Genomic DNA, 24,257 nt, shown 5'->3' with positions numbered 1-24,257 from the left:
GCTGTCGGTGGTCGCCGGCGAGACGCTGGAGACGACCGAGTACCCGGTCACCGTCAACGTGCTGGAGGGCCGGGACGGCGGCTGCGAGGTGCTCTTCGCCTTCGCGCGCGGCGCCGTCAGCGCCTTCCGGGCGGAGGGGGTGAGCGGACTCTTCGAGCGCCTGATCGGGCTGTGGGCGGACGGCGCCTCCGACCTCCTCCCGGAGCTGCCCGGCGCACCGGCCCGCGACGTGGAACAGCCCCCCGGGAACGCGCGGTTGTACGTGCTGGACCGGACGTTGGCCCCGGTGCCGCACGGCGCTCCGGGGGAGCTGTGCCTGGCCGGGATCGTGCCGGCGGGCCAGGAGTCGTCCGGGCGGGAGCCGGCGGGCCAGCTCGTGCAGGCCCCGTGGGCCGAGGGGCAGTGGCTGATGCGCACCGGGCAACGGGCCCGGCTGCGCCCCGACGGGACGGTCGAGCACCTCGGCGTGCTGGACGCCCGGGTGCCCTCCGAGCAGGAACCCGAGGCAGCCGCAACCGCTACCGCATCCGCTACCGATCCCGCTACCGATCCCGCTACCGATCCCGCGCCCGACACCCCGCCCGACGCCCGCCCCCGGACCGAGGCCGAGCACGCGATGGCCCAGGTCTGGCGCGAAGTCCTCCGGGCGGAGGCCGTCGGACGCGACGACAGCTTCTTCGCCCTCGGCGGCGACTCGATCCTCAGCCTCCGGGTGCTGGCGCTGGCCCGCGAGGCCGGCTGGACGGTGGAGCTGCGCGACCTGCTCCGCACGCCCAGGCTGCGCGACTTCGCGGCCACCGCCGGCCGGACGGCCACCGTCGACGGTTCCGCCTCCGCTGCCCCCTCCGGTGCGTCGAGCCCCGCCGGGTCCGGCGGCCGCCCCGGCTCCGAGCTGCTGACGGAGGCCGATCGGCGCGCCCTCCCGGCGGGGATCGAGAGCGCGTTCCCGCTGACCACCCTGCAGTCCGGCATGGTCTACCACACCCAGCTCGACCGGACCGGCGCGATGTACTGGGACGCCTTCGTCTACGAGATCGAGGGCCGCTTCGCCACGGAGGCGTTCCGTGCCGCGCTCGCCGGGCTGGTCGAGCGCCACCCCCTCCTCCGGGCCCGCTTCGAGTTGGCCGCCTTCCGGGAGCCGCTGCAACTGGTCGAGCGGGCCGTCGAGCCCGCGCTGACGGTGGCGGACTGGCGGGCGGTGCCGGCCGCCGTGCGGCGCCGGCGCCTGACGGACTGGCGGGACGACCTCTCGGCGCCCTTCGACGCCCAGCGGGCGCCGCTGTTCACCGTGGACGTCATGCTCCTGGACGAGGACCGGTTCGCCGTCGGGCTGCGGCTCCACCACGCGATCGCCGACGGCTGGAGCCTGGCGTCGATGGTCACCGAGCTGCTGCTCGACTACCAGCGGCGGCTCACCGGGGAGGGCGAGCCGATCGCGGCGCCCCGGGCCGACTACGCCGAGTTCGTCGCGCTGGAACGCGCCGCGGTGGCCGACCCGGAGCAGCGGGCGTTCTGGTCCTCCTACCTGGGCGACGCCGAGACCGTACGGCTGCCCACCCGCCGCCCGCTGCGGGACGCCGACCGCCTCGGCACCCGCGAGCTGCGCAGGTACGCGCTTCCCCGGGAGCTGGTGGGCGCGCTGGACGCGCTCGCCGCGGAGCTGGACGTGCCGGTCCGGCAGCTCTTCCTGGCGGCCCACTTCCGGGTGCTGTCGATGATCTGCGGGCAGACGGACGTGGTCTCGGGGGTCGTCATGAACGGCCGTCCGGAGACCCTGGACGCGGACCGGGTGGTCGGCCTGTTCCTCAACGCCGTCCCGCTGCGGCTCGACCTGCGCGGCGGCCGGTGGCGGGACCTGGTGCGCGCGGTCGCGGACACCGAACTCGCCGTCGTGCCGCACCGCCGGTACCCCGTCTCGGAGATCAAGCGGCACTGCGTCTCGGGCGGCCTGTTCGACGTCGCGTTCAACTACGTGGACTTCCACGTCTACACCCGGGCCGCCGAGCAGCTGCGGGCGGTGCGGATCCGCGGGATGGAGCACCGCGACGTGATGAACTTCGCGCTCTGCGCCACCTTCTACCGCGGCTGGCCGTACGACAGCGAACTCACCCTCGCCCACGATCCGGACTGCTTCACCGCCGAGCAGATCGACGACTTCGGCCGCTACTACCTGGCGGCGCTGACGGCCATGGCCCGGTCCGGCGACGCCCCGTACCAGGCAACCCTGCTGGACGCCGCCGAACGGGACGGCCTCGCCCTGGCCGGCCCGCCGCCGGCCGACCGGGCCGCGCTCCTCGACCGGGTGTGGGAGCACGCGGCCCGCACCCCGGACGCCCCGGCGGTCACGGACGCCACGCGCACCCTCGGCTACCGCGAGCTGGCCGAGCTGACCGCGGCCGTCGCGGCCGCCCTGCGGGAGGCGGGCGCGGGCCCCGGCGACGTGGTCGGGGTGAAGGTGCGCCGGGACGCCCGGCTGCCCGCGGCCCTGCTGGGCGTCATGGCGGCCGGAGCCGCCTACCTCCCGCTCGACGGCCGGGCCCCGGCCGACCGCGAACGCTTCCTGCTCGACGACGGCGGGGCCGCCCTGGTGCTCTGCGACGCGGACACCCGCGACACGCTGCCCGCGGGCACCCGCACGCTGGACCTGGACGGGATCACGCCCGCGCGCACCCCGTGGACCGGCGCCGCCCCGACACCCGACCCGGAGTCGGCCGCCTACCTGATCCACACCTCCGGCTCCACCGGGCGGCCGAAGGGCGTCCTGGTCCGGCACCGCAACCTGGACAACCTGCTGGCGGGGATGGCCGGGAGCCCCGGCCTCGGGGCCGCCGACCGGCTGCTCGCCACCACCGCCGTCGGCTTCGACATCGCGGCCCTGGAGCTGTTCCTGCCGCTGCGCCAGGGCGCCCGGGTGGTGGTCGCCCCGGACGCCGTCACGCGGGACCCGCTGGCCCTGGCCGACCGGCTGGATGCGCACGACATCACGGTCATGCAGGCGACCCCGTCCCAGTGGGCGCAACTGCTGGACGCGGGCTGGCGCGGGAAGGCCGACCTCAGGGCCCTGTGCGGTGGCGAACCGCTGCCCGGCCCGCTGGTGGCGCCGCTGCGGGCCGCCTGCCGCGAACTGTGGAACATGTACGGCCCCACCGAGACGACCGTCTGGTCCTCCTGCGCCCGGGTCGAGCCGGGCGAGCCGGTCCGGCTCGGCACGCCCACCGCCGACACCCGGATGTACGTGCTGGACGCCCACCTGGCCCCCGTACCGCGCGGCGTGGCCGGGGAGTTGTGCATCGCCGGCGGCGGCGTGGCGGCCGGCTACCGCGACCGGCCCGGACTGACCGCCGAGCGCTTCGTCCGCGACCCCGCCGACGGCGGCCCGATGTACCGGACCGGCGACCTCGCCCGGATCGACGAGCACGGCCGGGTCGAGTACCTCGGACGCCTCGACCACCAGGTCAAGATCCGCGGGCACCGGATCGAACTCGGCGAGGTCGAGAACCTCCTCGAACGGCACCCGGACGTCGGCAAGGGGATCGCCGCGCTGCACCGCCACCCGGAGCGCGGCGGGGAGCTCGTCGGCTACTTCACGCTCGCCGCCGGCGCGCTCGCCCGGCGCTCGGCCGCACTGCACCGCGCCCAGGTGGCCCACTGGGAGGACGTCTGGTCCTCGGTCTACTCCGGCGCCGACGATGCCGACGACGGTGCCGAGGCTGCCGAAGCCGCCCCCGGACTGCTCAACCTGGCCGGGTGGAACAGCAGTTACACCGGCGAGCCGATGCCGGACGGCGAGATGCGGGAATGGATCGACACCACGGTCGAGCGGATCCGGTCGCTGGGCGCCCGGCGGATCCTGGAGATCGGCTGCGGCACCGGCCTCCTGCTGGGCCGCCTGGCCCCGCACTGCGACCGCTACGTGGGCACCGACGTGTCCGCCGCGGCCCTCGACCGGGTCCGCGAAGGTGTGCTGTCCGCACCCGAACTCGCGGGCTGCGACGTGCGGTTGGTGCAGGCCCCGGCCGACGACCTGAGCCGGCTCGGCGACGAGCGCTTCGACCTGGTGGTGCTCAACTCGGTCGTCCAGTACTTCCCCAGCCGCGCCTACCTCGACCAGGTGCTCACCGGGGCCGTCGCGGTGCTCGACGGGGCGGGCCTGGTGCTGGTCGGCGACGTACGGCACCTCGACCTGGCCGCCGCGATGTACGCCTCGGTCGCCGACCACCGCGGCACCCTGGCGGGTTCGACGGTCGACGAGGCGGTGGCGCACGGACGGTCGCAGGAGAAGGAACTCCTGCTCGCCCCGGGCTACTTCACCGGTCTGGCGGAGCTCGGCGTCACCCGGGCCGAGGTGCTGCTGCGCCGGGGAGCCGTCCACAACGAGTTGACCCGCTTCCGCTACGACGCGGTGCTGCACGTCGGCGCGACCGCCCCGACCGTCGAGGTCGACTGGATTGACCTGACCGACGGGACCGACGGGGGCGCCGGGCCGCTCGAACTCGCCGAGCTGGAGCGCCGGTTCGGCACCGGAGCGGCGTTCGGTCTGCGCCGGGTCGCCAACGCGCGGCTGGCCCGGGAACGGCTCCTCCTCGGTGGCGAGGCCGACGGCACCGAGGCGCCGGAGGCGGACGTCGAGGTGCTCAGCGCCCTCGCGGAGCGGTACGGCTACCGGGCCCACGCCAGTTGGGCCGCCGAGCACCCGCTCGGCGCGTTCGACGTGGCCTTCGTCCCGCACACCCTGGCGGGCGTGCCCGACGTCCCGGTGGCGCCGCGCCGCGACCGCCCGACCAACACGCCGCTGCTGGCGGAGCTGGAGCGCGGCCTGGCCGCCGAACTCCGAGCGGCCCTGGCCGCCGAGCTGCCCGAAGCCGCGGTGCCGACCCAGCTGGTGCTGCTGGAGGCGCTGCCGCTCACCCCCAACGGCAAGGTCGACCGCAGGCGGCTGCCCGACCCCCGCTCGGCACCGGCCGGTGACGAGTACGTGGCGCCACGCAACGACGCCGAACGGCGGCTGTGCGAGCTCTGGGCCGACCTGCTCGGGGTGGAACGCGTCGGCGTGCACGACGACTTCGTCCGGCTGGGCGGCCACTCCCTGCTGGCCACCCGGCTGATCACCCGGGTCAACCGGGCCTTCGCCCGGGACCTGCGGCTGCGCGACCTGTTCGCCACCGCCACCGTGGCCGGGCTCGCCGCGGAGATCGAACGGCGTGAACCGCCCGCCGGTGACCGGGCGGCCGAACGCCCCCGGATCCAGCGCCGACGGCGTGCTGCCCGATGACCCCACCGAGCGACACCACGCGACGACCGGAGACGCCCGATGCAGCCTGACGTTCTTCCCCTGTCCTTCGCCCAGTCGCGCCTGTGGTTCCTGGAGCAGCTCTTCCCGGGGCGGGCGACCTACCACCTGCCGCTGTTCGTCACCCTGGACGGCCCGGTGGACCAGGACGCGCTGCGAACGGCGCTCGGCGAGGTCGCCGACCGGCACGAGGCGCTGCGCTCGACCTTCCCCGACCGGGCGGGCGAGCCGCGCCAACTCGTCCACGAGCGCGCGGTGGTGGACTTCGCGGTGGTCCCCGCGGAGGCCGACGTCGACGCGCAGCTGCTGCGGCTGGTCGGGCGCCCCTTCGACCTGGCGGCCGGCCCGCTGTGGCGGGTGCGGCTGCTGCGGGTCGGGCCGCGCGCGCACGTCCTCGCGGCGGTGTTCCACCACCTGGTCGGCGACGGCTGGTCGTTGGGGATCTTCACCCGGGAGCTCGGGCACCACTACAACCGCGCGGTGCGCGGCGGCGACAGCGCCCTCGCCGAACTCGCCGAGCCCACCGAACTCGCCGAGCCGGAGATCCAGTTCGGCGACTACGTGCTCTGGGAGCGCGAGCAGCTGTCGGACGAACGCCTGGCGCGCGGGCTGCGGTTCTGGAAGGAGCGGCTGGACGGCGCCCCCGACCTGCTCGCCCTGCCGACGGACCGGCCGCGCCCGGCGGTGGCCTCCGACGCGGGCCGGCTGTTCGGGACCCGGCTGCCCCGCGCGCTGTCCGAGGAGGTCCGCCGCCTCGGCGCGCGCGAGGGCGTCACGCCCTTCATGGTGCTGCTGGCCGGGTACGCCGCCCTGCTGCACCGCTACGCCCAGTCCCCGGACCTCGTGGTGGGCGTCCCCACAGCCGGCCGCTCGCAGCCCGAGACCGAGGGCGTGATCGGCTACTTCGCCAACACCGTCCCGCTGCGCCTGCGGGTCGACCGGGGCCAGGGCTTCCGCGAACTGCTCCAGCAGGTCAAGCAGACGACCCTGGACGCCCACGACCACCAGGACATCCCGCTCGACCTGCTGGTCGACGAGCTGGGGGTGGCGCGGGACCTCAGCCGCAGCCCGCTGATCCAGACACTGTTCGTGCTGCTGGAGGAGGGCCGCTCCACGCTCGGGGCCGGGCGTAGCGGGCTGGACCTGGACGGGGTGACGGCCACCGGCCGCCGTCCGGTGACCGGGCACGCCAAGTTCGACCTGTCGCTGGTGGCCGAGGAGACCGGGCGGGGCTACGCCCTGGAGTTCGAGTACGCCACCGACCTGTTCGTCGAGTCCACCGTCCGGCGGATGGCGGAGCACTACGCCCGGCTGCTGGCCGGGGCGGTCGCCGACCCGGCCCGGCCGGTGGGCGAACTCCCGCTGGAGGACCCGGCGGTGGTGGCCGAGCGGGTCCGGTCCCTGAGCGGCGCGGACCTGCCGCACGACCGGGACGTCCTGCTGCACCAGTACGTCGAGCGGTTCGCGCGGAGCACCCCGGACGCCCCGGCGCTCCGGGGCGAGCACGGGGACCTGACGCACGGGAGCCTGACGCACGGCGACCTGAGCTACCGCGAACTGAACGAGCGGGCCAACCGCTTGGCGCGGGCCCTGGTGGCGCGCGGCGCGGGGCCCGGCGAGGTCGTCGGGATCGCGCTGCCGACCGGGCCCGAGCTGGTGACCGCGATGGTCGCGGTGGTGAAGACCGGGGCGGCGTACCTCGCCGTCGAGGTGAACCACCCGGCCGAGCGGATCCGCTCGGTGCTGGCCGACGCGGGCGCGGCGGTCGTGGTCACCACGCCCGGGCTGCGCGCGACCGTGGCGGGCGGCGCCGAGGTGCTGGTCCCCGCGGACCCGGCCGTGCGCCGGGGCATCGAGGAGCTCGGGTCGGCCGACCTCGGGGTGTCCGTGGACGCGGACGCGATGGCCTACCTGGTGTACACCTCCGGGTCGACCGGCGAGCCCAAGGGCGTGCCGATCACCCACCGCAACGTCACCCGGCTGTTCCCCGACCCCGATCCGCTGTACGCCTTCGGGCCGGGCGACTGCTGGACCCTGTTCCACTCCTGCGCGTTCGACCTCTCGGTCTGGGAGATCTGGGGCGCGCTGAGCCACGGCGCGGTGCTGAGCCCCGTCCCGCCGACGGTCGCCCGGGCCCCGGAGGAGTTCGCGGACCACCTGGTACGGCACCGGGTCGGCGTGCTCAACCAGACCCCGGCGGCCTACGAGCAGCTGCTGGACCACTTCGCCCGGCACGGCGTCCCCGACGGGCTCCGGCTGCACACCGTGATCGTGGGCGGTGAGGCCTGGGGCGAGGAACTCGCCGAGCGGCACCGGGTGTTGCTCGGCGGGGTGGCGCTGTTCAACGAGTACGGCCCGGCGGAGGCGGCGGTGTGGACGGCGCACCGGCTCGTCCACGACCCGGTGACGAAGCGCTCGCACCCGGTCGACCTCGGTGTGCCGCACAGCGGGAGCCTGGTCGTGGTGCTCGACGAGGGCGGCCGGCCGGTGCTCCCCGGGGCGGTCGGCGAGATCTGCCTCGGGGGCGAGGGGCTCACCCGGGGCTACTGGAAGCGGCCGGAGCTGGACGCGGCCGCGTTCTTCGAGGCGGTCCTGCCGGGGGTCGGGGCGCAGCGGCTCTACCGCACCGGGGACCTGGGCCGGTGCACCGCCGACGGCCGGGTCGAGTTCGTCGGCCGCAAGGACCGCCAGGTGAAGATCCGCGGCTACCGGATCGAGCTGCGCGAGGTGGAGCGCGCGCTGCTGGCCCTGCCCGGGGTCCGGGAGGCGCTGGTCACCGCCGTCGAGGGGCGGCTGGTCGCCCATGTGGTGCCGGAGCCGGGGGCCGTGGAGCCCGGAGCCGAGGCCGCCGTCACCGAGGCCGCCCTGATCGGCGCGCTGCGCGCCCGGCTGCCGTTCCACCTGGTCCCCGCCCACGTGGTGCTGCTGGACGCGTTCCCGCTGACCGCCAACGGGAAGGTCGACCACGACCGGCTGCCCGCGCCGCGTCCGGCGGACCGTGCCGCCGGGGTGGAGCCGAACACCCCGACCGAGAAGCTGGTCGCCGGGGTGTTCGCCGAGACCCTCGGCGTCGACTCCGTCCCCGCCGACGCCGACTTCTTCGACCACGGCGGGCACTCGCTGCTCGCGACCCAGGCCGCCGCCAGGATCGCCGACCGCTCCGGCCGGCCCTGCCCCGTCCGCGCGCTGTTCGAGTGCGGCACGGCCGCCGCGCTGGCCCGGTGGCTGGACGAGGCCCGGTCGGCGGCCGGCGGGCCCGTCGGCCCCGACGGCCCGGCGCTGCCGCGGATCGTCGCCGACCCGGAGCGGCGCTACGAGCCCTTCCCGCTGACCGACGTGCAGCAGGCGTACTGGGTGGGGCGGACGGGTGCGCTGGACTTCGGCGAGGTCTCCGTCCACTGCTACGTGGAGTACGACGTGCCGGACCTCGACGTCGCCCGCCTGGAGCGGGCGTTCAACCGGCTGGTGCGCCGGCACGAGGCGCTGCGGCTGGTGGTGGAGGAGGGCCGGCAGCGGATCCTGCCCCACGTCCCGGAGTACCGCATCGCGGTCACCGACCTGGCCGGGCGCGGCCCGGAGGAGGCGCAGCGGGCGCTCGCGGCCGCCCGCGACCGGATGGCGCACCAGGTGCTGCCCAGCGAGCGCTGGCCGCTGTTCGAGATCGCCGCGAGCCGGCTGCCGGACCGTCACCGGCTGCACCTGAGCCTGGACGCCCTGGGGCTCGACGCGTGGAGCCTGAACCTCGTCCTCAACGAGTGGGCCCGGCTCTACCGCGACGAGGACGCCGAACTGCCCGCGCTGGACCTGAGCGTGCGCGACTACGTGCTGGCGGAGCGGGAGTTCGCCGGCACGGCGGCCTTCCGCCGCTCCAGGGACTACTGGACGGGCCGGCTGGACACCCTGCCCGACGCCCCGGCGCTGCCTCTGGCGGCGACCGCCCCGACCGGGCCGCGCCGCTTCGACCGGGTGCAGCGCCGGCTCCCCGCCGCCGACCTGCGCGCCCTGCGCGAACGCGCCGAGCGCCGGAGCCTCTCGCTGTCGGCCGTCCTGGCGGCGGCCTTCGCCGACACCCTCGCCACCTGGAGCGCCGAACCGCACTTCACCGTCACCACGACGCTCTTCAACCGGCTGCCGGTCCACCCCCGGATCAACGCGATCGCCGGGGACTTCACCTCGGTGAACCTCCTGGAGCTGGACTGGTCGGAGCCGGACGTCCCGTTCGCCGAGCGCGCGGGCCGGACCCAGGGGCGGCTCTGGGAGGACCTCGACCACCGCCACTTCGGCGGGGTCCGCGTGCTGCGCGAACTGGCCCGCACCCGGGGGCTCGACGGGGGACCGCTGATGCCGGTGGTGTTCACCTGCCTGCTGGGCGGCGAGGGTCAGGCGGACGGCTGGGAGAGCCTCTTCCCCGACGAGGTCTTCAACATCACCCAGACCCCGCAGGTCTGGCTGGACCACCAGGTCTACGAGTCCCGCGGGGAGCTGGTGCTCTGCTGGGACCACGTGGCGGGGCTCTTCCCGGACGGCCTGGTGCGCGACATGCACGCGGCGTACTGCGCCGCGCTGCGCGCCCTCGCCCGGGACGAGCGGGCCTGGGACCGTACGCGGCTCACCCCGTTCCCCGAGGCGCAGGCCGAACGCCGGGCCGTGGTCAACGACACCGCCGGGCCGGAGTCGGACCGGCTGCTCCACCAGCTCTTCGAGGACCGGGCCGCGAGCGGCCCCGACGCCGTCGCGGTGGTCGCCGAGGACCGCACCCTGACGTACCGGCAGCTCGACACCGCCGCCAACCGGGCCGCCCGGCGCCTGACGGCCGCAGGCGTCGAGCCGGGCGGGCGGGTGGCCGTCCTGGCGGGCAAGGGCTGGCGCCAGGTGGTGGCCTGCCTGGCGGTGCTCAAGGCGGGCGCCGCCTACCTGCCGGTCGACGCCGGTTCGCCGCAGCGGCGGATCGAGGACCTGCTGCGCCGCGCCGAGGTGGGCGGCGTGCTGGCCGACCCGGACCGGCTCGCCCGGGTCACCGGTCCGGCCGGGCGGTGCGCCCCGGGCGGAGCCCCGGTGCTGCCGGTGGACGAGGACCTGCTCGCACCGGTCGCCGAGGGCGAGGACGTCAGCGCCCCGCCGGCGTGCCGGACGCCCGCCGACCTCGCCTACCTGATCTTCACCTCCGGGTCCACCGGCGAGCCCAAGGGCGTGATGATCGACCACCGGGGCGCGGTGAACACCGTCCTGGACATCAACGACCGCTACGGGATCGGCCCGCAGGACCGGGTCCTGGCGCTCTCCGCGCTGGGCTTCGACCTGAGCGTCTACGACGTCTTCGGCCTGCTCGCCGCGGGCGGCGCGGTGGTCGTCCCGCCGGACGACCAGGTGCGCGAACCGGCGCGCTGGGCCGACTGGGTCCTCGACCACCGGGTCACGGTGTGGAACACGGTGCCGATGTCGATGGAGATGTTCACGGCGGCCGTGAGCGGCCGCCCGGACGAGTTCCGCGAGCGCCTGGCGCACAGTCTGCGGCTGGTGCTGCTCAGCGGGGACTGGATCCCCACCGAGCTGCCCGGCCGGGTGTCGGAGGTGTTCCGCGACGTACGGACGGTGGGCCTCGGCGGCGCCACCGAGGCGTCGATCTGGTCGATCGCCCACGAGATCGACCGGGTCGACCCGGGGTGGGCGAGCGTCCCCTACGGACGGCCGCTGCGCAACCAGACCTTCCACGTCCTGGACCGGGCCCTGCGGCCCCGCCCCGACCACGTGCCCGGCGACCTCCACATCGGCGGCACCGGGCTGGCCCGGGGCTACTGGCGGGACGAGGAGCGGACGGCGGCGGCCTTCGTCGTCCACCCCGACACCGGCGAGCGGCTCTACCGCACCGGCGACCGCGGGCGCTACCTGCCGAACGGCGACATCGAGTTCCTGGGCCGCGACGACCTCCAGGTCAAGGTGGGCGGCCACCGGATCGAGCTCGGCGAGATCGAGCACCACCTGGCCGAGCTCCCGGGCGTGCGGCACGGCCTGGCGCACGTCGTCAGGCCGGACGGGCGCACCCCGCGGCTCGCCGCGTACCTGCACGTCGACCTGCCGGAGGAGGACGAGGAGGCCGCGGCCGCGGCGGTCGAGTTCCGGCTGGCACAGCCCGGGCTGCGCGTCCTCGACGGGGAGTTCCACCCCCTCGGCGCCGCGGCTGCCGGAGCCGACGACGCGGCGCTGAGCGCGCGCAAGAGCTTCCGGGCCTTCGAGGGCGGCGAGGCCGACCCGCGGGCACTGGCCGCCTGGCTCACCGGGGCCCTGGCGCCCCGCCCCGCGCCGGGCGACGACCGCTCGGTCGCCGCCGCCGTCCGCCCGCTGCTGGCCCGTCCGGTCGAGGGCTCCGCGCTGCCCCGGCGGCGCTACGGGTCGGCGGGCTCGCTGTACCCCGTCCGGACCTACCTGGTCGGTGACCGCGATGCCGAGGGTCTGGCCGCCGGGGTGTTCTACCTCGACCCGGTCCGGCACGGGTGGGTCCGGGTGGGCTCCGGCGAGGCGGCCGCCGCCTGGCGCGCCGCCCACGGCGGCCGGGGCCCGGCCCTGCTGCTGGTGGCCAAGGGCTCGGCGATCGAGCCGCAGTACGGCGACCGGGGCCCGCGCTACGCCGCCGTCGAGGCCGGGTCGATGGCCCAGCTGGTGAGCGACGCGACCGGGGCGGCCTGGCGGCTGCGGCAGGACCGCGAGGCGGGCGGGCTGGCCCCGTTGGTGCTGGAGAGCCCGGACTGCCGGCTGCTGGGCGTGCTGGAACCCGGCCCGGTGGAGGAGGCGGCCGGCGGCGCCGTGGACGAGGTGCTCCCGGCCGGCCTCACCGTGCTGGTGCACGTCAGGCCGGGCGCCGTCCCGACCGGGGCCGCCGGCGGACTGTCGGCGGGCTGGCACCGCTGGGAGGGCGGTCGCTGGGCCGGCTTCGCCGGGCCGGAGCCCGCGCCCGACCTGAGCAACCCGGACAACTGGTCGATCTACCAGGGCGCGACGGCCGCCGTGTTCCTACTGGGCCCCACGTCCGGCGGCCCCACACCCGGCGGTCCCACACCCGGGGCCGAACGGGAGCCCGGGGCGGCCGAGTTGGTGGCCGGCCGGCTGGTGCAACGGCTCGCGGACACCGGCCACCGCCACGGGCTCGGCGGCTGCTCGATCGGCGAACTCGACCCGACCGGCGACCGGATCGTCCGGGCCGTGGCCGGCGCCGGCGAGGTCCTGCACGCCTTCTTCGCCGGCCCGGTGGCCGACGCCCAGCGCGCCGACCCGCGGCCGAGTGAAGCCGTCCCGTTCCGCCGGGTGCTCGCCCGGCTGGCCCGGACGGCGCTGGAGCGCCGGCTGCCCCCGTACATGGTCCCCGAGCACTACCTGGTGCTCGGCGAGCTGCCGTTGTCGCGCAACGGGAAGGTCGACCGCGGCCGGCTGCCCGCCCCGGTGGCCGCGACCACGGCGCAGCGGCCCGCGCGGCCCGCGGGCGACGGGCGGCCGTACGGCGCCACCGAGCAGGCGGTCGCCCGGTTGTGGGCCGAGCTGCTGGGGGTCACGCCCGGGCCGGAGGACGACTTCTTCGCCCTCGGCGGCCACTCGCTGACCGCGACGCTCCTGCTCAACCGCGTCCGGGAGGTCTTCGGGGTCGAACTCCAGCTGCGCGGCATCTTCCTGCACCCCGACGTGGGCGGGCAGGCCGGGCTGATCGAGGCCGCCCGCGCCGACGGCCCCGCGGCGGCGGCGGCGGACCGGACCCCGGCCCTGCGGCGGCGCTCGGCCACCCGGGCACCGGCCTCCTCCGGCCAGCAGCGCCTGTGGTTCGCCGAGCAGCTCGCCCCGCCCGGCCTGCGCGGCGCCGTCTACGCGATGCCCTCGGCCGTCCTGATCGAGGGGGCGACGGACTGGCCTCTGCTGCGCCGGGCCGTGCAGCGGATCGTGGACCGGCACGAGGTGCTGCGGACCACCTTCCGGACCGCCGACGGGCGGATCGAGCAGGTCGTCCACGCGCGGATGCCCGTCGACCTGGAGGTCGAGGACTGCCCGGGCGTGGACGAGGCCGACCGGCGGGCGTACGCCGACCGGCGGCTGCGCGAACTGGCCGGGCACCGCTTCGACCTGGCCCACGGCCCGCTGTTCCGCTTCCACGTGCTCCGGCTGGCCGAGGACCGCCACCTGCTGTTCAGCGCGCTGCACCACATCGTCTCCGACGGCTGGTCGGTCGGCGTCTTCGCCGCCGAGCTCGACCTCGCCCAGCGCGCCGAACACGACCAACGGGCGCCCGAACTGCCCGAGTTGGCGTTCCAGTACGCCGACTACGCGGCCTGGCAGCAGGAGCCCGCCACCCAGCGAGCCGCCACCGCGCGGGTCGACTTCTGGCACCGGACGCTGTCCGGGGCGCCCGCCACCTCGGTGCCGCCGGCCGACCTGCCCCGGCCCGCCCGGCAGGACTTCACCGGCTCCAGCGTCAGCCGGCCGCTGCCGCCCGGACTGGCCGCCCGGATCGAGGAGCACTGCCGCACCCTCGGCGTCACGCCCTTCGCCTTCCACCTGGCGGCCTACACGGCCTGGCTGTCCCACAGCACGGGCCAGGACGACCTGGTGGTGGGCACCCCCGTCGACTCCCGCCACCACCCGGACCTGGAACGGCTGATCGGCTTCTTCGCCAACATGCTGGCCCTGCGCGTCGACCGGGCGGCGCGGAGCACCTTCGGCGAGCACGCCCGGGCGGTGCAGGAGCGCCTGCTGGCCGCCCACGAGCACCGGGAGGTGCCGTTCGAGAGCGTGGTCGACGCGCTCGGCCTCGACCGCCGCTCCGGCCGGCACCCGCTCTTCCAGACCACCTTCGTGCACGAGAGCGCCGACCGGGCCGCCACCCTGCCCGGAGCCGTCCCCGTACCGCTGGAGTCGACCGTCGCCCGCTACGAGGTCAGCGTGCTGCTGCGGCCGCGCGGCGGAGAGTGGGAGCTCACCGTCGAGTACGCCACCGGGCTCTTCCTGCCCGGGACGGCGCACCGCTGGCTCGACGAACTCCTGCTGCTGCTGGACGCGGCCGCCACCGACCCGGGGGCGGGCCTCGACGAGCTGACCGCCCTGCTGGACGCCGCCGAGCAGGACCGCACCGGAGGCCGCCGCGGCCCGCACCGCCCGCTGCCGGAGACCACCGTCGCCGAGCGCTTCGAGGAGATGGCGCGGCTGCACCCCGACGCGTGCGCGATCCGCTCCGGCGACGGCGGCCGGGAGACGCTCACCTACCGCGAACTGGACGCCCGGGCGAACCGGATCGCCCGGCTGCTGCTCGCCCACGGGGCCGGACCGGGGCGGGTGGTGGCCGTCCGCCTGCGCCGTACGGCCGACCTGTTCGCCACCTACCTGGCCGTGCTCAAGACCGGCGGCTGCTACGCGGCGATCGACGGCGGCAACCCGCCCGCCCGGATCGCCGCCCTACTGGCGGACCTGGCGCCCGACCTGGTCGTCACCGACCGGGCCGACGCCGCCCCGACCACCGACGGCCCCTGCCTGGTGCTGGACGAACGGTCGGGCGCCGACCTCGACGACGGCCCCCTGCCCACTGCGGCCGGCCCCGACGACCTGGCCTACATCGTCCACACCTCGGGCTCCACCGGCGAGCCCAAGGGCGTACGGATCCGGCACCGCGGCGTGGTCAACCTGGCGCTCTCCCAGCACGACCACTACGAGGTGGGGCCGGGCCGCCACGTGCTCTCCCTGGCGTCCTGCGGGCACGACGGCTCGGTCTGGGAGTGGACCACGGCGCTGCTCAACGGGGCGACGCTCACCATCGTGGCGGACTCCGCCGCCGAGGTGGTCAACCGGCTGCACCACCCGGACCGGCACCCGCCGGTCCACCTGGCCGCGCTCACCCCGACCGTGCTGGCCACCCTGCCCCCACACGCCCTGCCCGACCTCCAGGTGCTGGTGGTCGCGGGGGAGAGCTGCCCGCAGAGCCTGATCGACCGGTGGTCCGGCCGGGCCCGGATGTTCAACTTCTACGGGCCCAGCGAGGCCACCGTCACCGCCACGGCCTTCCCCGTCGACGGGCGGCGCGGCGCCGCCACCATCGGGCTGCCCGTGCGCAACACCGAGGTCCGGCTGCTCGACGAGCGGCTCCGCCCGGTGCCCCCCGGCGGCAGCGGCGAGATCTGCATCGGCGGCGTCGGACTGGCCGAGGGCTACCACCGGCGGGACGGCGAGACCGCCGCCGCGTTCGTCGAGACCGTGATCGGCGGCCGCCCCACCCGGCTGTACCGCACCGGCGACCGGGGCCGCTGGTCGGCCGACGGCCTGCTGGAGTTCCTCGGCCGGCTCGACGAGCAGGTGAAGGTCCGCGGCGTCCGGGTCGAGCCCGGCGAGGTCCGCGCCCGGCTGCTCGACCTGCCGGGCGTCGACCAGGCGGCGGTGGTCGCCGACACCGGGTCGGGCGAGGTCCGGCTGCTCGGCTACCTGGTCGCGGCGCGACCGCTCGACCCGGACGCGCTGCGGGACCGGCTGCGGGCCACCCTGCCGGACGCGATGGTCCCCGCCTGGCTCTGCCAGGTCGACGCCCTGCCCCGGGCCCTGAGCGGCAAGGTCGACGCGGCGCGGCTGCCCCGACCCGAGGCGGCCCCGGCACCGGAGGAGGCCTCCCCGGGGGCCGGCTCGACCGTGCAGCGCCTCCAAGGGCTCATGGAGACGGTCCTGGAGGGCCGACGGCTCGGGCCCGAGGACGACTTCTTCCGCCACGGCGGCCACTCGCTCAAGGCCGTCCAACTCGTCACCGCCGTGTACGAGGAGTTCGGGACGGAGCTGGAGGTCCGGGACGTGTTCGACCGCCCCACGGTGGCGGAACTGGCGCAGCTGATCGACGACAAGGGGCAGGCCCGATGACCGGCGCACCCACCCGGACCCGGCGTCAGCCGGTCTCCCGCTTCCAGCGGCAGCTCTGGCTGGCCGAGCGGATCGCCCCCGCACCGGGCACCTACAACCTCCCGGTGCTCCTGGAACTGCGCGGGACCCCGCAACTCCCCGCCCTGGCCGAGGCGCTGCGCACCCTGCTGCGGCGGCACGCCGTGCTGCGCTGGCAGTTCCCCGAGGCGGACGGCGAACCCCACGCCGAGGACAGCGGCGACCCGGAGGTGCCGGTCGCCGAGCTCGACTGGCGGGAACTGCCCGAACCCGACCGGGAGGCACGGCTCGCCGCGTTCTTCCGGGAGCCCTTCGCGCTCGACCGGGGGCCGCTGGTCCGGGCCGCGCTGGCCCGGACCGGGCCGGACCGCCACTGGTTCGCGCTCTGCGTGCACCACCTCCTGGTGGACGGCTGGTCGATCGGCATCCTGCTGCGCGAACTGGCCGCCGCCTACAGCGCCGCCGTGCACGGCCGGGAGCCCGAACTGCCGCCCCCCGGAACCCCGTTCGCGCAGGACGTCGAGCGCGAACCGGCCGACCTGACCCGGCAGTCGGAGTTCTGGAAGAAGTCCCTGGCCGGTGCTCCGCAGCGGCTCACCCTGCCCTTCGAACGCGGCCGCGACTCCTGGTCGGGGCAGGCCCGGCGGTACGACTTCGGCCTCTCCCCGGAGCTCAGCGCCCGACTGCGCGGGCTCGGCGAGGAACGCCGCGCCAGCCCCGCGATGACGCTGATGACGGCCTACCTCGCCCTGCTGGCCCGCTTCGGCGGCGCCACCGACGTGCTCGGCACGGTGCCGGTGGTCAACCGGCTGCGCCCGGGCCTGGGCGACACCGTGGGCCTGCTCACCAACACCCTGCCGGTGCGGCTGACCCTCGCCCCCGGCGCCAGCTTCGCCGACGCCCTGACCCAGGTGCGCGACCGGCTGCTGAACGCCATGGCCAACGCCGACGTGCCGTACCAGCAGATCGTCGACGCCGTCGCCACCGAGCGCGAACCCCACGTGCCCACGCTCTGCCAGACGCTGTTCACCTGGGGGGAGAGCGGGCCGCCGCTCGTCCTGGACGGCCTGGAGACGGAGCTGCGGCCGGCCCCCGAGATCGCCGTCAGGTTCGACCAGATGCTGTTCGCCGGGGAGCGGGACGGCCGCATCGAGCTCCGCCTGGAGTACCCGGCCGAGCTCTACGACGAGGACTCCGTCGCCGAGTTCGCCGAGAGCTACGTCGCCTGCCTGACGGCGATGGCCGAGGACTGCGACCAGCCGGTCGGGTCGGCCTCGCTGGTCTCCGAGCGGCAGCGCCGCCGGATGGCCGCGTGGTCGCGGCCCCGGCCCGGGCCGCCGCGGTCGCGCACCGTCCACCAGGCGGTCGAACACCGGGCCGCCACCGGCCCGCGGGTGGTCGCGCTGCACCGGGGCGAGCGCACCTGGGACTACGGGTGGCTCAACGCCACCGCCAACCGGCTCGCCCGCAGGCTGCGCGCCGCCGGGATCGGGCCCGGGGACGTCGTCGCGCTGCGGATGGAGCGCTCGGTCGAACGGGTCGTCGCCTGGCTGGCGACGGCCAAGACCGGCGCCAGCTACCTGTCCGTCGACCCGGGCGACAGCGAGGTCGGGGAGGTCGGGGAGGTCGGGGAGGCCGTCGCCGGGGCCGCGCTGCTGCTGGCGCACGAGTCCCTGGCGGCCGACCCCGGCCCGGGCGTCCCGCTGCTGCTCTGGGAGCGGATAGAACCGGAACTGGCCGCGCTGGACGGCACCGACCTCGGGCTGGACGTCGACCCCGACGACCCGGCCTGCCTCGTGTTCACCTCCGGAACCACCGGGCCGCCCAAGGCGGTCCGGCTGACGCACCGCGGCCTGGTCAACCTCGCCGCCCACCACCGGGAGGCCTTCGGGGTCGGGCCGGGCGAAGTCGTCCTCCAGCTCGCCGCCGCCGGCTGCGACGCCTCGGCCGGGGAGTGGGCGGGCGCGCTCGCCAACGGCGCCGCGCTGCGGCTCCCGCCGACCCGGGACGTCCACGACCGCCCGGCCGAGGTCGTCGCGGCGCTGCGCGAGCCCGGCGCCACCGTGGTCGCCCTGCCGCCCTCCCTCGCCGCGGCGCTGCCCGACGACGCCCTGCCCGCCGTCCGGGTGCTGCTGCTGCGGGGCGAGCCGTCCCCGCCCGAGCTGCTGACCAGGTGGGCGGCGCGGGTGCCCGTGGTGGCCGACACCTACGGCGTCGGCGAGGCCACGGTGACGAGCACCAGCTTCGTCCACCGGCCCGGGTTCCCCGCCCGGACGGTGGGCACGGCCCTGCCCGGCGTCGGGATCCACGTCCTGGACGAGGCCGGCCGCCCGCTCCCGCCCGGCCTGGTCGGCGAGATCTGCGTCTCCGGCGAGGGCTTGGCGCCCGGTGAGGGCCTGGCACCCGGCGAGGGCCTGACGCCCGGCCACCCGGACGGCCCGGACGGAGCTCCGGTACGGATCCACCGCACCGGCGACCTGGGCCGGTTCCTGCCCGACGGCAACCTGGTGTTCGAGGGCCGCCGCGGCGACCGGACCGAACTGCGCGGCCACCGGGTCGACCCGGACCGGATCGCCTGGGCCCTGCGCACCCACCGCACGGTGCGGGACGCCGCGGTGACCGCCGCCCCGGTCGGCACCGACGGCCCCCGGCTCACCGCCTACGTGGTGCCCGCGGGCAAGGCCCCCGTCGGCGAGGAGGCCCGCGCCAGGCTGCGGCTGGAGCTGCGCGACCACCTGGCCGAGCGCCTCGGACCCCACCTGGTGCCCGAGGCGTACGTCCTGCTCGACGAACTGCCGCTGAACCCGCGCAGTCTGACCCTCCGGCCGCGGGCCCTGCCCCGCCCAGGGGCCGACAGCCTGCTCGGCCCGGACGCCGCCGCGCTGCGCACCGCCACCCAGCGGGAACTGGCCGGGATCTGGAGCGGGCTGCTGGGCGTGGAGACGGTCGGCCCGGACGACTCGTTCTTCCTGCTGCGCGGCAACTCGCTGCTGGTGGTCAAGGTCGGCCACGCGATCCGCGCCCGCTTCGGCGTCGACCTGCCGGTCCGCCGGCTCTTCGAGCGCAGCACGCTGCGCGACCTCGCCGAGACCGTGGACGAGGCACTGGCCGCCCGGGACGCCGTGGACCCGGCGGCGCGCCGGGCACCGGCCGAGCCCCTCCCGCGGGCCACCGACCGGCCGGAGTGGCCGCTGTCCTTCGCCCAGGCCCGGATGTGGTTCCTGGACCGGCTCACCGACGGCAACCCCGCCTACCACGTGCCGCTGGCCCTACGGCTGACCGGGCGGGTGTCGGCCGAGGAGGTCGGGCGGCTGCTGACCGCGCTGGTGCGCCGGCACGAGGTGCTGCGCACGGCGTACGTCGAGACCGACCGCCGGCCCGTCCAGCGGGTCCTGGCGGCCGCGCCGGTCCGGGTCGATGTCAGCGACCTGCGGGGCCTCGACCGCGCCGAGGGCGAGCGGGAGTGGCGCCGCCTGGCCGCCGCCGACCTGGCGCGGCCGTTCGCCCTCACGGCCGGGGAGAACCTGCGGGCCCGGCTGGTGGCCCTGGACGAGGAGCACTCCGTCCTGCTGCTCTGCCTGCACCACATCGCCGTCGACGGCTGGTCGGTGGAGCAGCTGCTGGCGGAGCTGGCCGTGCTCTCCCGCGGCGAGGACCTGCCGCCGGTGCCGCTGCGCTACGTCGACTACGCCAGCTGGCAGCGGGAGATCGGCTCCGACCGGCTCGACCAGCAGCTGGCCCACTGGAAGTCCCGACTCGACGGCGCCCCGGAGCGGTTGGAGCTGCCGACCGACCACCCCCGGCCGCCCGAGCAGGACTACCGCGGCGCCACCGTGACCCGCCCGCTGGCGGAGGAGCTCAGCGCCGGGCTGCGGAAGCTCGCCGCCGACTGCGGGGTCACCGAGTTCGTGCTGTACCTGACGGCGTTCCAGGTGTGGCTGGGCCGGATGGCGGGCAGCGAGGACGTCGTGGTGGGCACGGCGGTGGCCGGCCGGCACTACGTGGGCAGCGACCGGCTGGTCGGGCTGATGGCCAACTCGCTCGCCCTGCGGCTGCGCCACGAGGGCACCGAACGCTTCACCGACCTGGTCGCCAGGGCGCGGGACACCGTCGTCACCGCCCAGGAGAACCAGGACCTGCCGTTCGAGCTGCTGGTCGACCACCTGGACGTGGCCCGCGACCTCGGCCGCACCCCGGTCTTCCAGACCATGTTCACCCTCGCCGACCGGCTCCCCGAGCCGTTCGACCTGGCCGGGGCCACCGCCGAACTGCTCACCCTGGACGCCGACACGGCCAAGTTCGACCTCTCCCTGCACGTCCAGACCGGCGGCGTCGACGGCCCCTACCTGCGGGCCGACCACGCGACCGCGATCCTCGCGCCGGACACCGTGGCGCAGTGGCTGGAGGGCTTCGAGACCTTCCTGCGGTCGGTCCTCGCCCGGCCCGACGGCCCGGTCCGCGACCTCGACCTGCTGCCCCCGGCGAGCCGCGCCGCACTGCGCCGCCTCGGCACCGGCCCGGTCCGCGCCTACGGGCCGGAGCCGGTCACGGACCTGGTCGCCGGGTGGGTCCGCCGCGACCCCGGGCGCACCGCCGTCGAGGACGCGACCGGACGGCTCGGCTACCGCGAACTGTCCGACCTGGCCGACCGGGTCGCCGCCGGCCTGCACCGGCACGGTGTGCGCCCCGGGGACCCGGTGGTCGTCGCCCTGCCCCGGGACCGCCGGCTGCCCGCCGCGCTGCTCGGGATCCTGCGGGCCGGCGCCTCCTTCGTCCCCGTCGACCCGGCCCACCCGGCCGCCCGCACGGCGCGCGTCGTCGAGGACTGCGGCGCCCGCCTGGCGCTGGGCGACCCGGGCGCCGCCGGGCTGCCCTGCGTCGGCTGGGCGGACCTCACCCGCCCCGGCGGGGCGGACCTCATCGAGGCCGGCGGGGCGCCCGGGCCGATCGGGCCCACCGGGCCGGGGCCCGACGCGGTCGCGTACACGATCTACACCTCGGGCTCCACCGGTCGCCCCAAGGGCGTGGTGGTCTCCCACCGGAGCCTGGCCAACTCCCTGCGGGCGATGGCCGAGGTGCTCGGCACCGGCCCGGGCCACCGGCTGCTGGCGATCACCACCACGGCCTTCGACATCTCCGTCCTGGAACTGCTCCTCCCGCTCACCGCCGGGGGCACCGTGATCGTGGCGGACGAGCAGGCCCAGCGGGACCCGGACACCCTGCGGACGTGGCTGGAGGACCACCGCGCCGACGTCCTCCAGGCCACCCCGGCCACCTGGCAGGGCCTGCTCGACACCGGATGGGCCGCGCCCCGCGACTTCACCGCGGTCGTCGGCGGCGAAGCCCTGCCCCAGCCGCTCGCCGACCGGCTCACCGAGCGGACGGGCACCGCGTGGAACGTCTACGGCCCCACCGAGGCCACCATCTGGAGCACGGCGGCCCGGCTGGTCCGCCACGAACGCGTGCACCTGGGCCGCCCCCTGCCCAACACCCGGGCGTTTGTCCTGGACGCCTCCGGCCGGCCGGTGCCCCGGGGCGTCGTCGGGATGCTGCACCTGGCCGGGGCCGGGCTCGCGGTCGGCTACCTCGGGCGCCCCGACCTGGACGCGGCGGCCTTCGGCACCGACCCGGAGACCGGCGAGCGGCTCTACCGGACCGGCGACCTGGCCAGGATGCGCGCCGACGGCACCCTGGAGTTCCTCGGCCGCCAGGACGCCCAGGTGAAGATCCGGGGCTTCCGGATCGAACCGGGCGACGTCGAGGCGACGCTGTCCCGACTGGCCGGTGTGGAACGGGCGGTGGTGACCGCCGTCGGCACGGGGGCGCACGCCCGGCTGGTCGCCTTCCTCCAGCAGACCGGCCCGGACGCCGACGGCCCGGACGCGGACGGACTGGACGCCGACGGCCTGGCCGAGGCCGCCCGCCGCCGGGCGCAGGAGCAGCTGCCCGAGTACCTGCGGCCGTCCCAGTACCTCGTCCTCGCCGAGCTGCCGCTCACCCCGAACCGCAAGGTGGACACCGCCGCGCTGCGCGCCCTGGCGGCCGAGCGGACGACCGCCGCCCGACCGGACGACCCGGTGATGATGACCCCGGTGCAGTACGCGCTGCGGCGGCTCTGGCGCACCGTCCTCGGCGGGGCCGCGCCGGGCCTGCGGGACGACTTCTTCGCCTCCGGCGGGACGTCGGTGCTCGCCGTCCGGCTGGCCCGGGAGATCCAGCGGGAGTTCGGCACGGAGGTCCGGGTGGCCGACGTCTTCCACGGCCGCACCGTCGAGCGGCTCGCCGAACTGGTCGGCCGGGCCGGCGGCACCCCGCCGCCGCTGCCCGTCCTGCTCGACCTGCCCGACCTCGGCAGCGGCGCCGCCACGGCACCGGCCGACGGCGAACCGCCCGTCTTCGCGATCCATCCGGCCGGCGGCACCGCGTACTGCTACCAGCCGCTGGCGGAACTGCTCCGCTCCGCGCGCTGCGTGGGCGTCAACCACCCCCACCTCGACGACCTGGAGCACCGCTACGGAACGCTGCGCGAGATGGCCGAGGAGTACGCCCGGCTGCTGCGGGCCCGGCAACCCGCCGGCCCGTACCGGCTGCTGGGCTGGTCCTTCGGCGGAACGCTCGCCTACGAGATCGGCCGGGTCCTGGAGCGAGCGGGGGAGCGGGTCGCCGGAGTCGTGATCCTCGACGCCCACAACTGGGGGCCGCGCGCCGCCGCGCTCGCCGCCCTGGACATCGACGAGGTGCTGGAACACCAGCGCCGCAACGGCCAGCACGTCGACCGCTTCATGGAGAAGGACGCCCGGGAGAGCGACCGGCTGCTGCGGGCGAGCTGCGCGACGGCGGCCGGCTTCCCCGTCCTGCTGTTCAAACCCACCGACCGGGACGAAGTCGCCCCGGCGCTGTTCGACGACGAGCACAACGGCTGGCGGGGCCTGCCCGCCGCACTGACCCTGCGGCGGGTCGAGGGCAACCACGGCAGCCTGCTCCGCAAGCCGGCCCTGGACCGGATCGCCGCCGAGGTCGACGACTTCTTCGCCGTGACGATCGGAGTGACGACATGATCCCGCCTCCCCTGGAGAACGCGCTCTACGGCATCCACGCCACCCACGCCCTGCGGCTGGCCGACCGGCACGGCGTCTTCACCCACCTGCTGCGCCACGGCCCGGCCACCGCACCGGCCGCGGCCGCCGAACTGGGGCTCGACGCCGAGACCCTGGAACGGCTGATGCTGCTGCTCAAGGTCTCCGGACTGCTCGCCGACGCCGGTGGCGGCCGGTACGAACTCCCCACCGGGACGGCCGACTTCCTCGCCCCCGACGGCGCCCGCTACCTGGGCGGCTTCGTCGAGCACCTGGTCACCGACGCCGCCCGCCAACTGGAGCTGCTGGACGCGTACCTGACCCGCGGCAAGGACGCCGTGGACGCGGACCTCCCGGACGCGTTCGCCCGGATCCACCGGGACGGCGCGTCGACCGAGCGGTTCCTGGCGGCCATGTGGCAGCTGAGCCACCACGCCTCCGGCCGCCTGGCCGAACTCGCCGACCTGGGCACGGTGACCAGGCTGGTCGACGTCGGCGGGGCCAACGGCCCCTTCGCCGTCGCCGCGCTGCGCCGCCACCCGGCCCTGCGGGCCACCGTGTTCGACCTGCCCGAGGTCGAGCCGTTCCTCAAGGCCAAGCGGAGCGAGCACGGACTCGACGACCGGCTGGACTTCCGGGCCGGGGACTTCTTCCGCGACGAGCTGCCCCCCGGCGACTGCTTCGCCTTCGGCTACGTCCTGTCGGACTGGTCCGACGCCACCTGCCTCGACCTGCTGCGCTCGGCCCACCGGGCCTGCGCGCCCGGCGGCCGGGTGCTGGTGATGGACCGGCTGTTCGACGAGGACCGCGACGGCCCGCTCGGCGCCGCCGTGATGAACCTGTCGATGCACGTGGAGACCCAGGGGCGGCATCGCTCGGCCCGGGAGTACGCCGAACTGCTGGAGGCCGCCGGGTTCACCGCCTGCGAGGTGCGCCGCTCCGACGGCGACAAGCACCTCGTGACGGCCCGCCGGGCCTAGGGCCCTAGCTCATCTGTCCCGTTG

4 protein-coding genes are annotated in these 24,257 nt (G+C 76.3%); all 4 read left to right on the top strand.

Annotated elements, in window-relative coordinates; genetic code table 11:
- The coding region (locus tag ACFV8H_RS33145) for an amino acid adenylation domain-containing protein (RefSeq protein WP_380407345.1) at positions 1 to 5,272 on the top strand (5,272 nt) is incomplete at its 5' end.
- 39 nt (positions 5,273 to 5,311) lie between these two features.
- Positions 5,312 to 16,159, top strand: a complete 10,848-nt coding sequence (locus ACFV8H_RS33140; protein WP_380407343.1) for an amino acid adenylation domain-containing protein — start codon at positions 5,312 to 5,314, stop codon at positions 16,157 to 16,159.
- The gene (locus ACFV8H_RS33135; protein ID WP_380407341.1) at positions 16,156 to 23,235 is read left to right on the top strand and encodes an amino acid adenylation domain-containing protein; all 7,080 of its coding nucleotides are present in this window, start codon (positions 16,156 to 16,158) and stop codon (positions 23,233 to 23,235) included. The genes ACFV8H_RS33140 and ACFV8H_RS33135 overlap by 4 nt, the downstream gene beginning before the upstream one ends.
- Positions 23,232 to 24,233, top strand: a complete 1,002-nt coding sequence (locus ACFV8H_RS33130; protein ID WP_380407340.1) for a methyltransferase — start codon at positions 23,232 to 23,234, stop codon at positions 24,231 to 24,233. Before ACFV8H_RS33135 ends, ACFV8H_RS33130 begins: the two co-directional genes overlap by 4 nt.
- Positions 24,234 to 24,257 lie beyond the last annotated feature (24 nt).

The organism is Kitasatospora sp. NPDC059827 (genome assembly GCF_042731675.1).
Classification (GTDB): domain Bacteria; phylum Actinomycetota; class Actinomycetes; order Streptomycetales; family Streptomycetaceae; genus Kitasatospora.
This window is presented reverse-complemented; position numbering and strand designations above follow the sequence as displayed.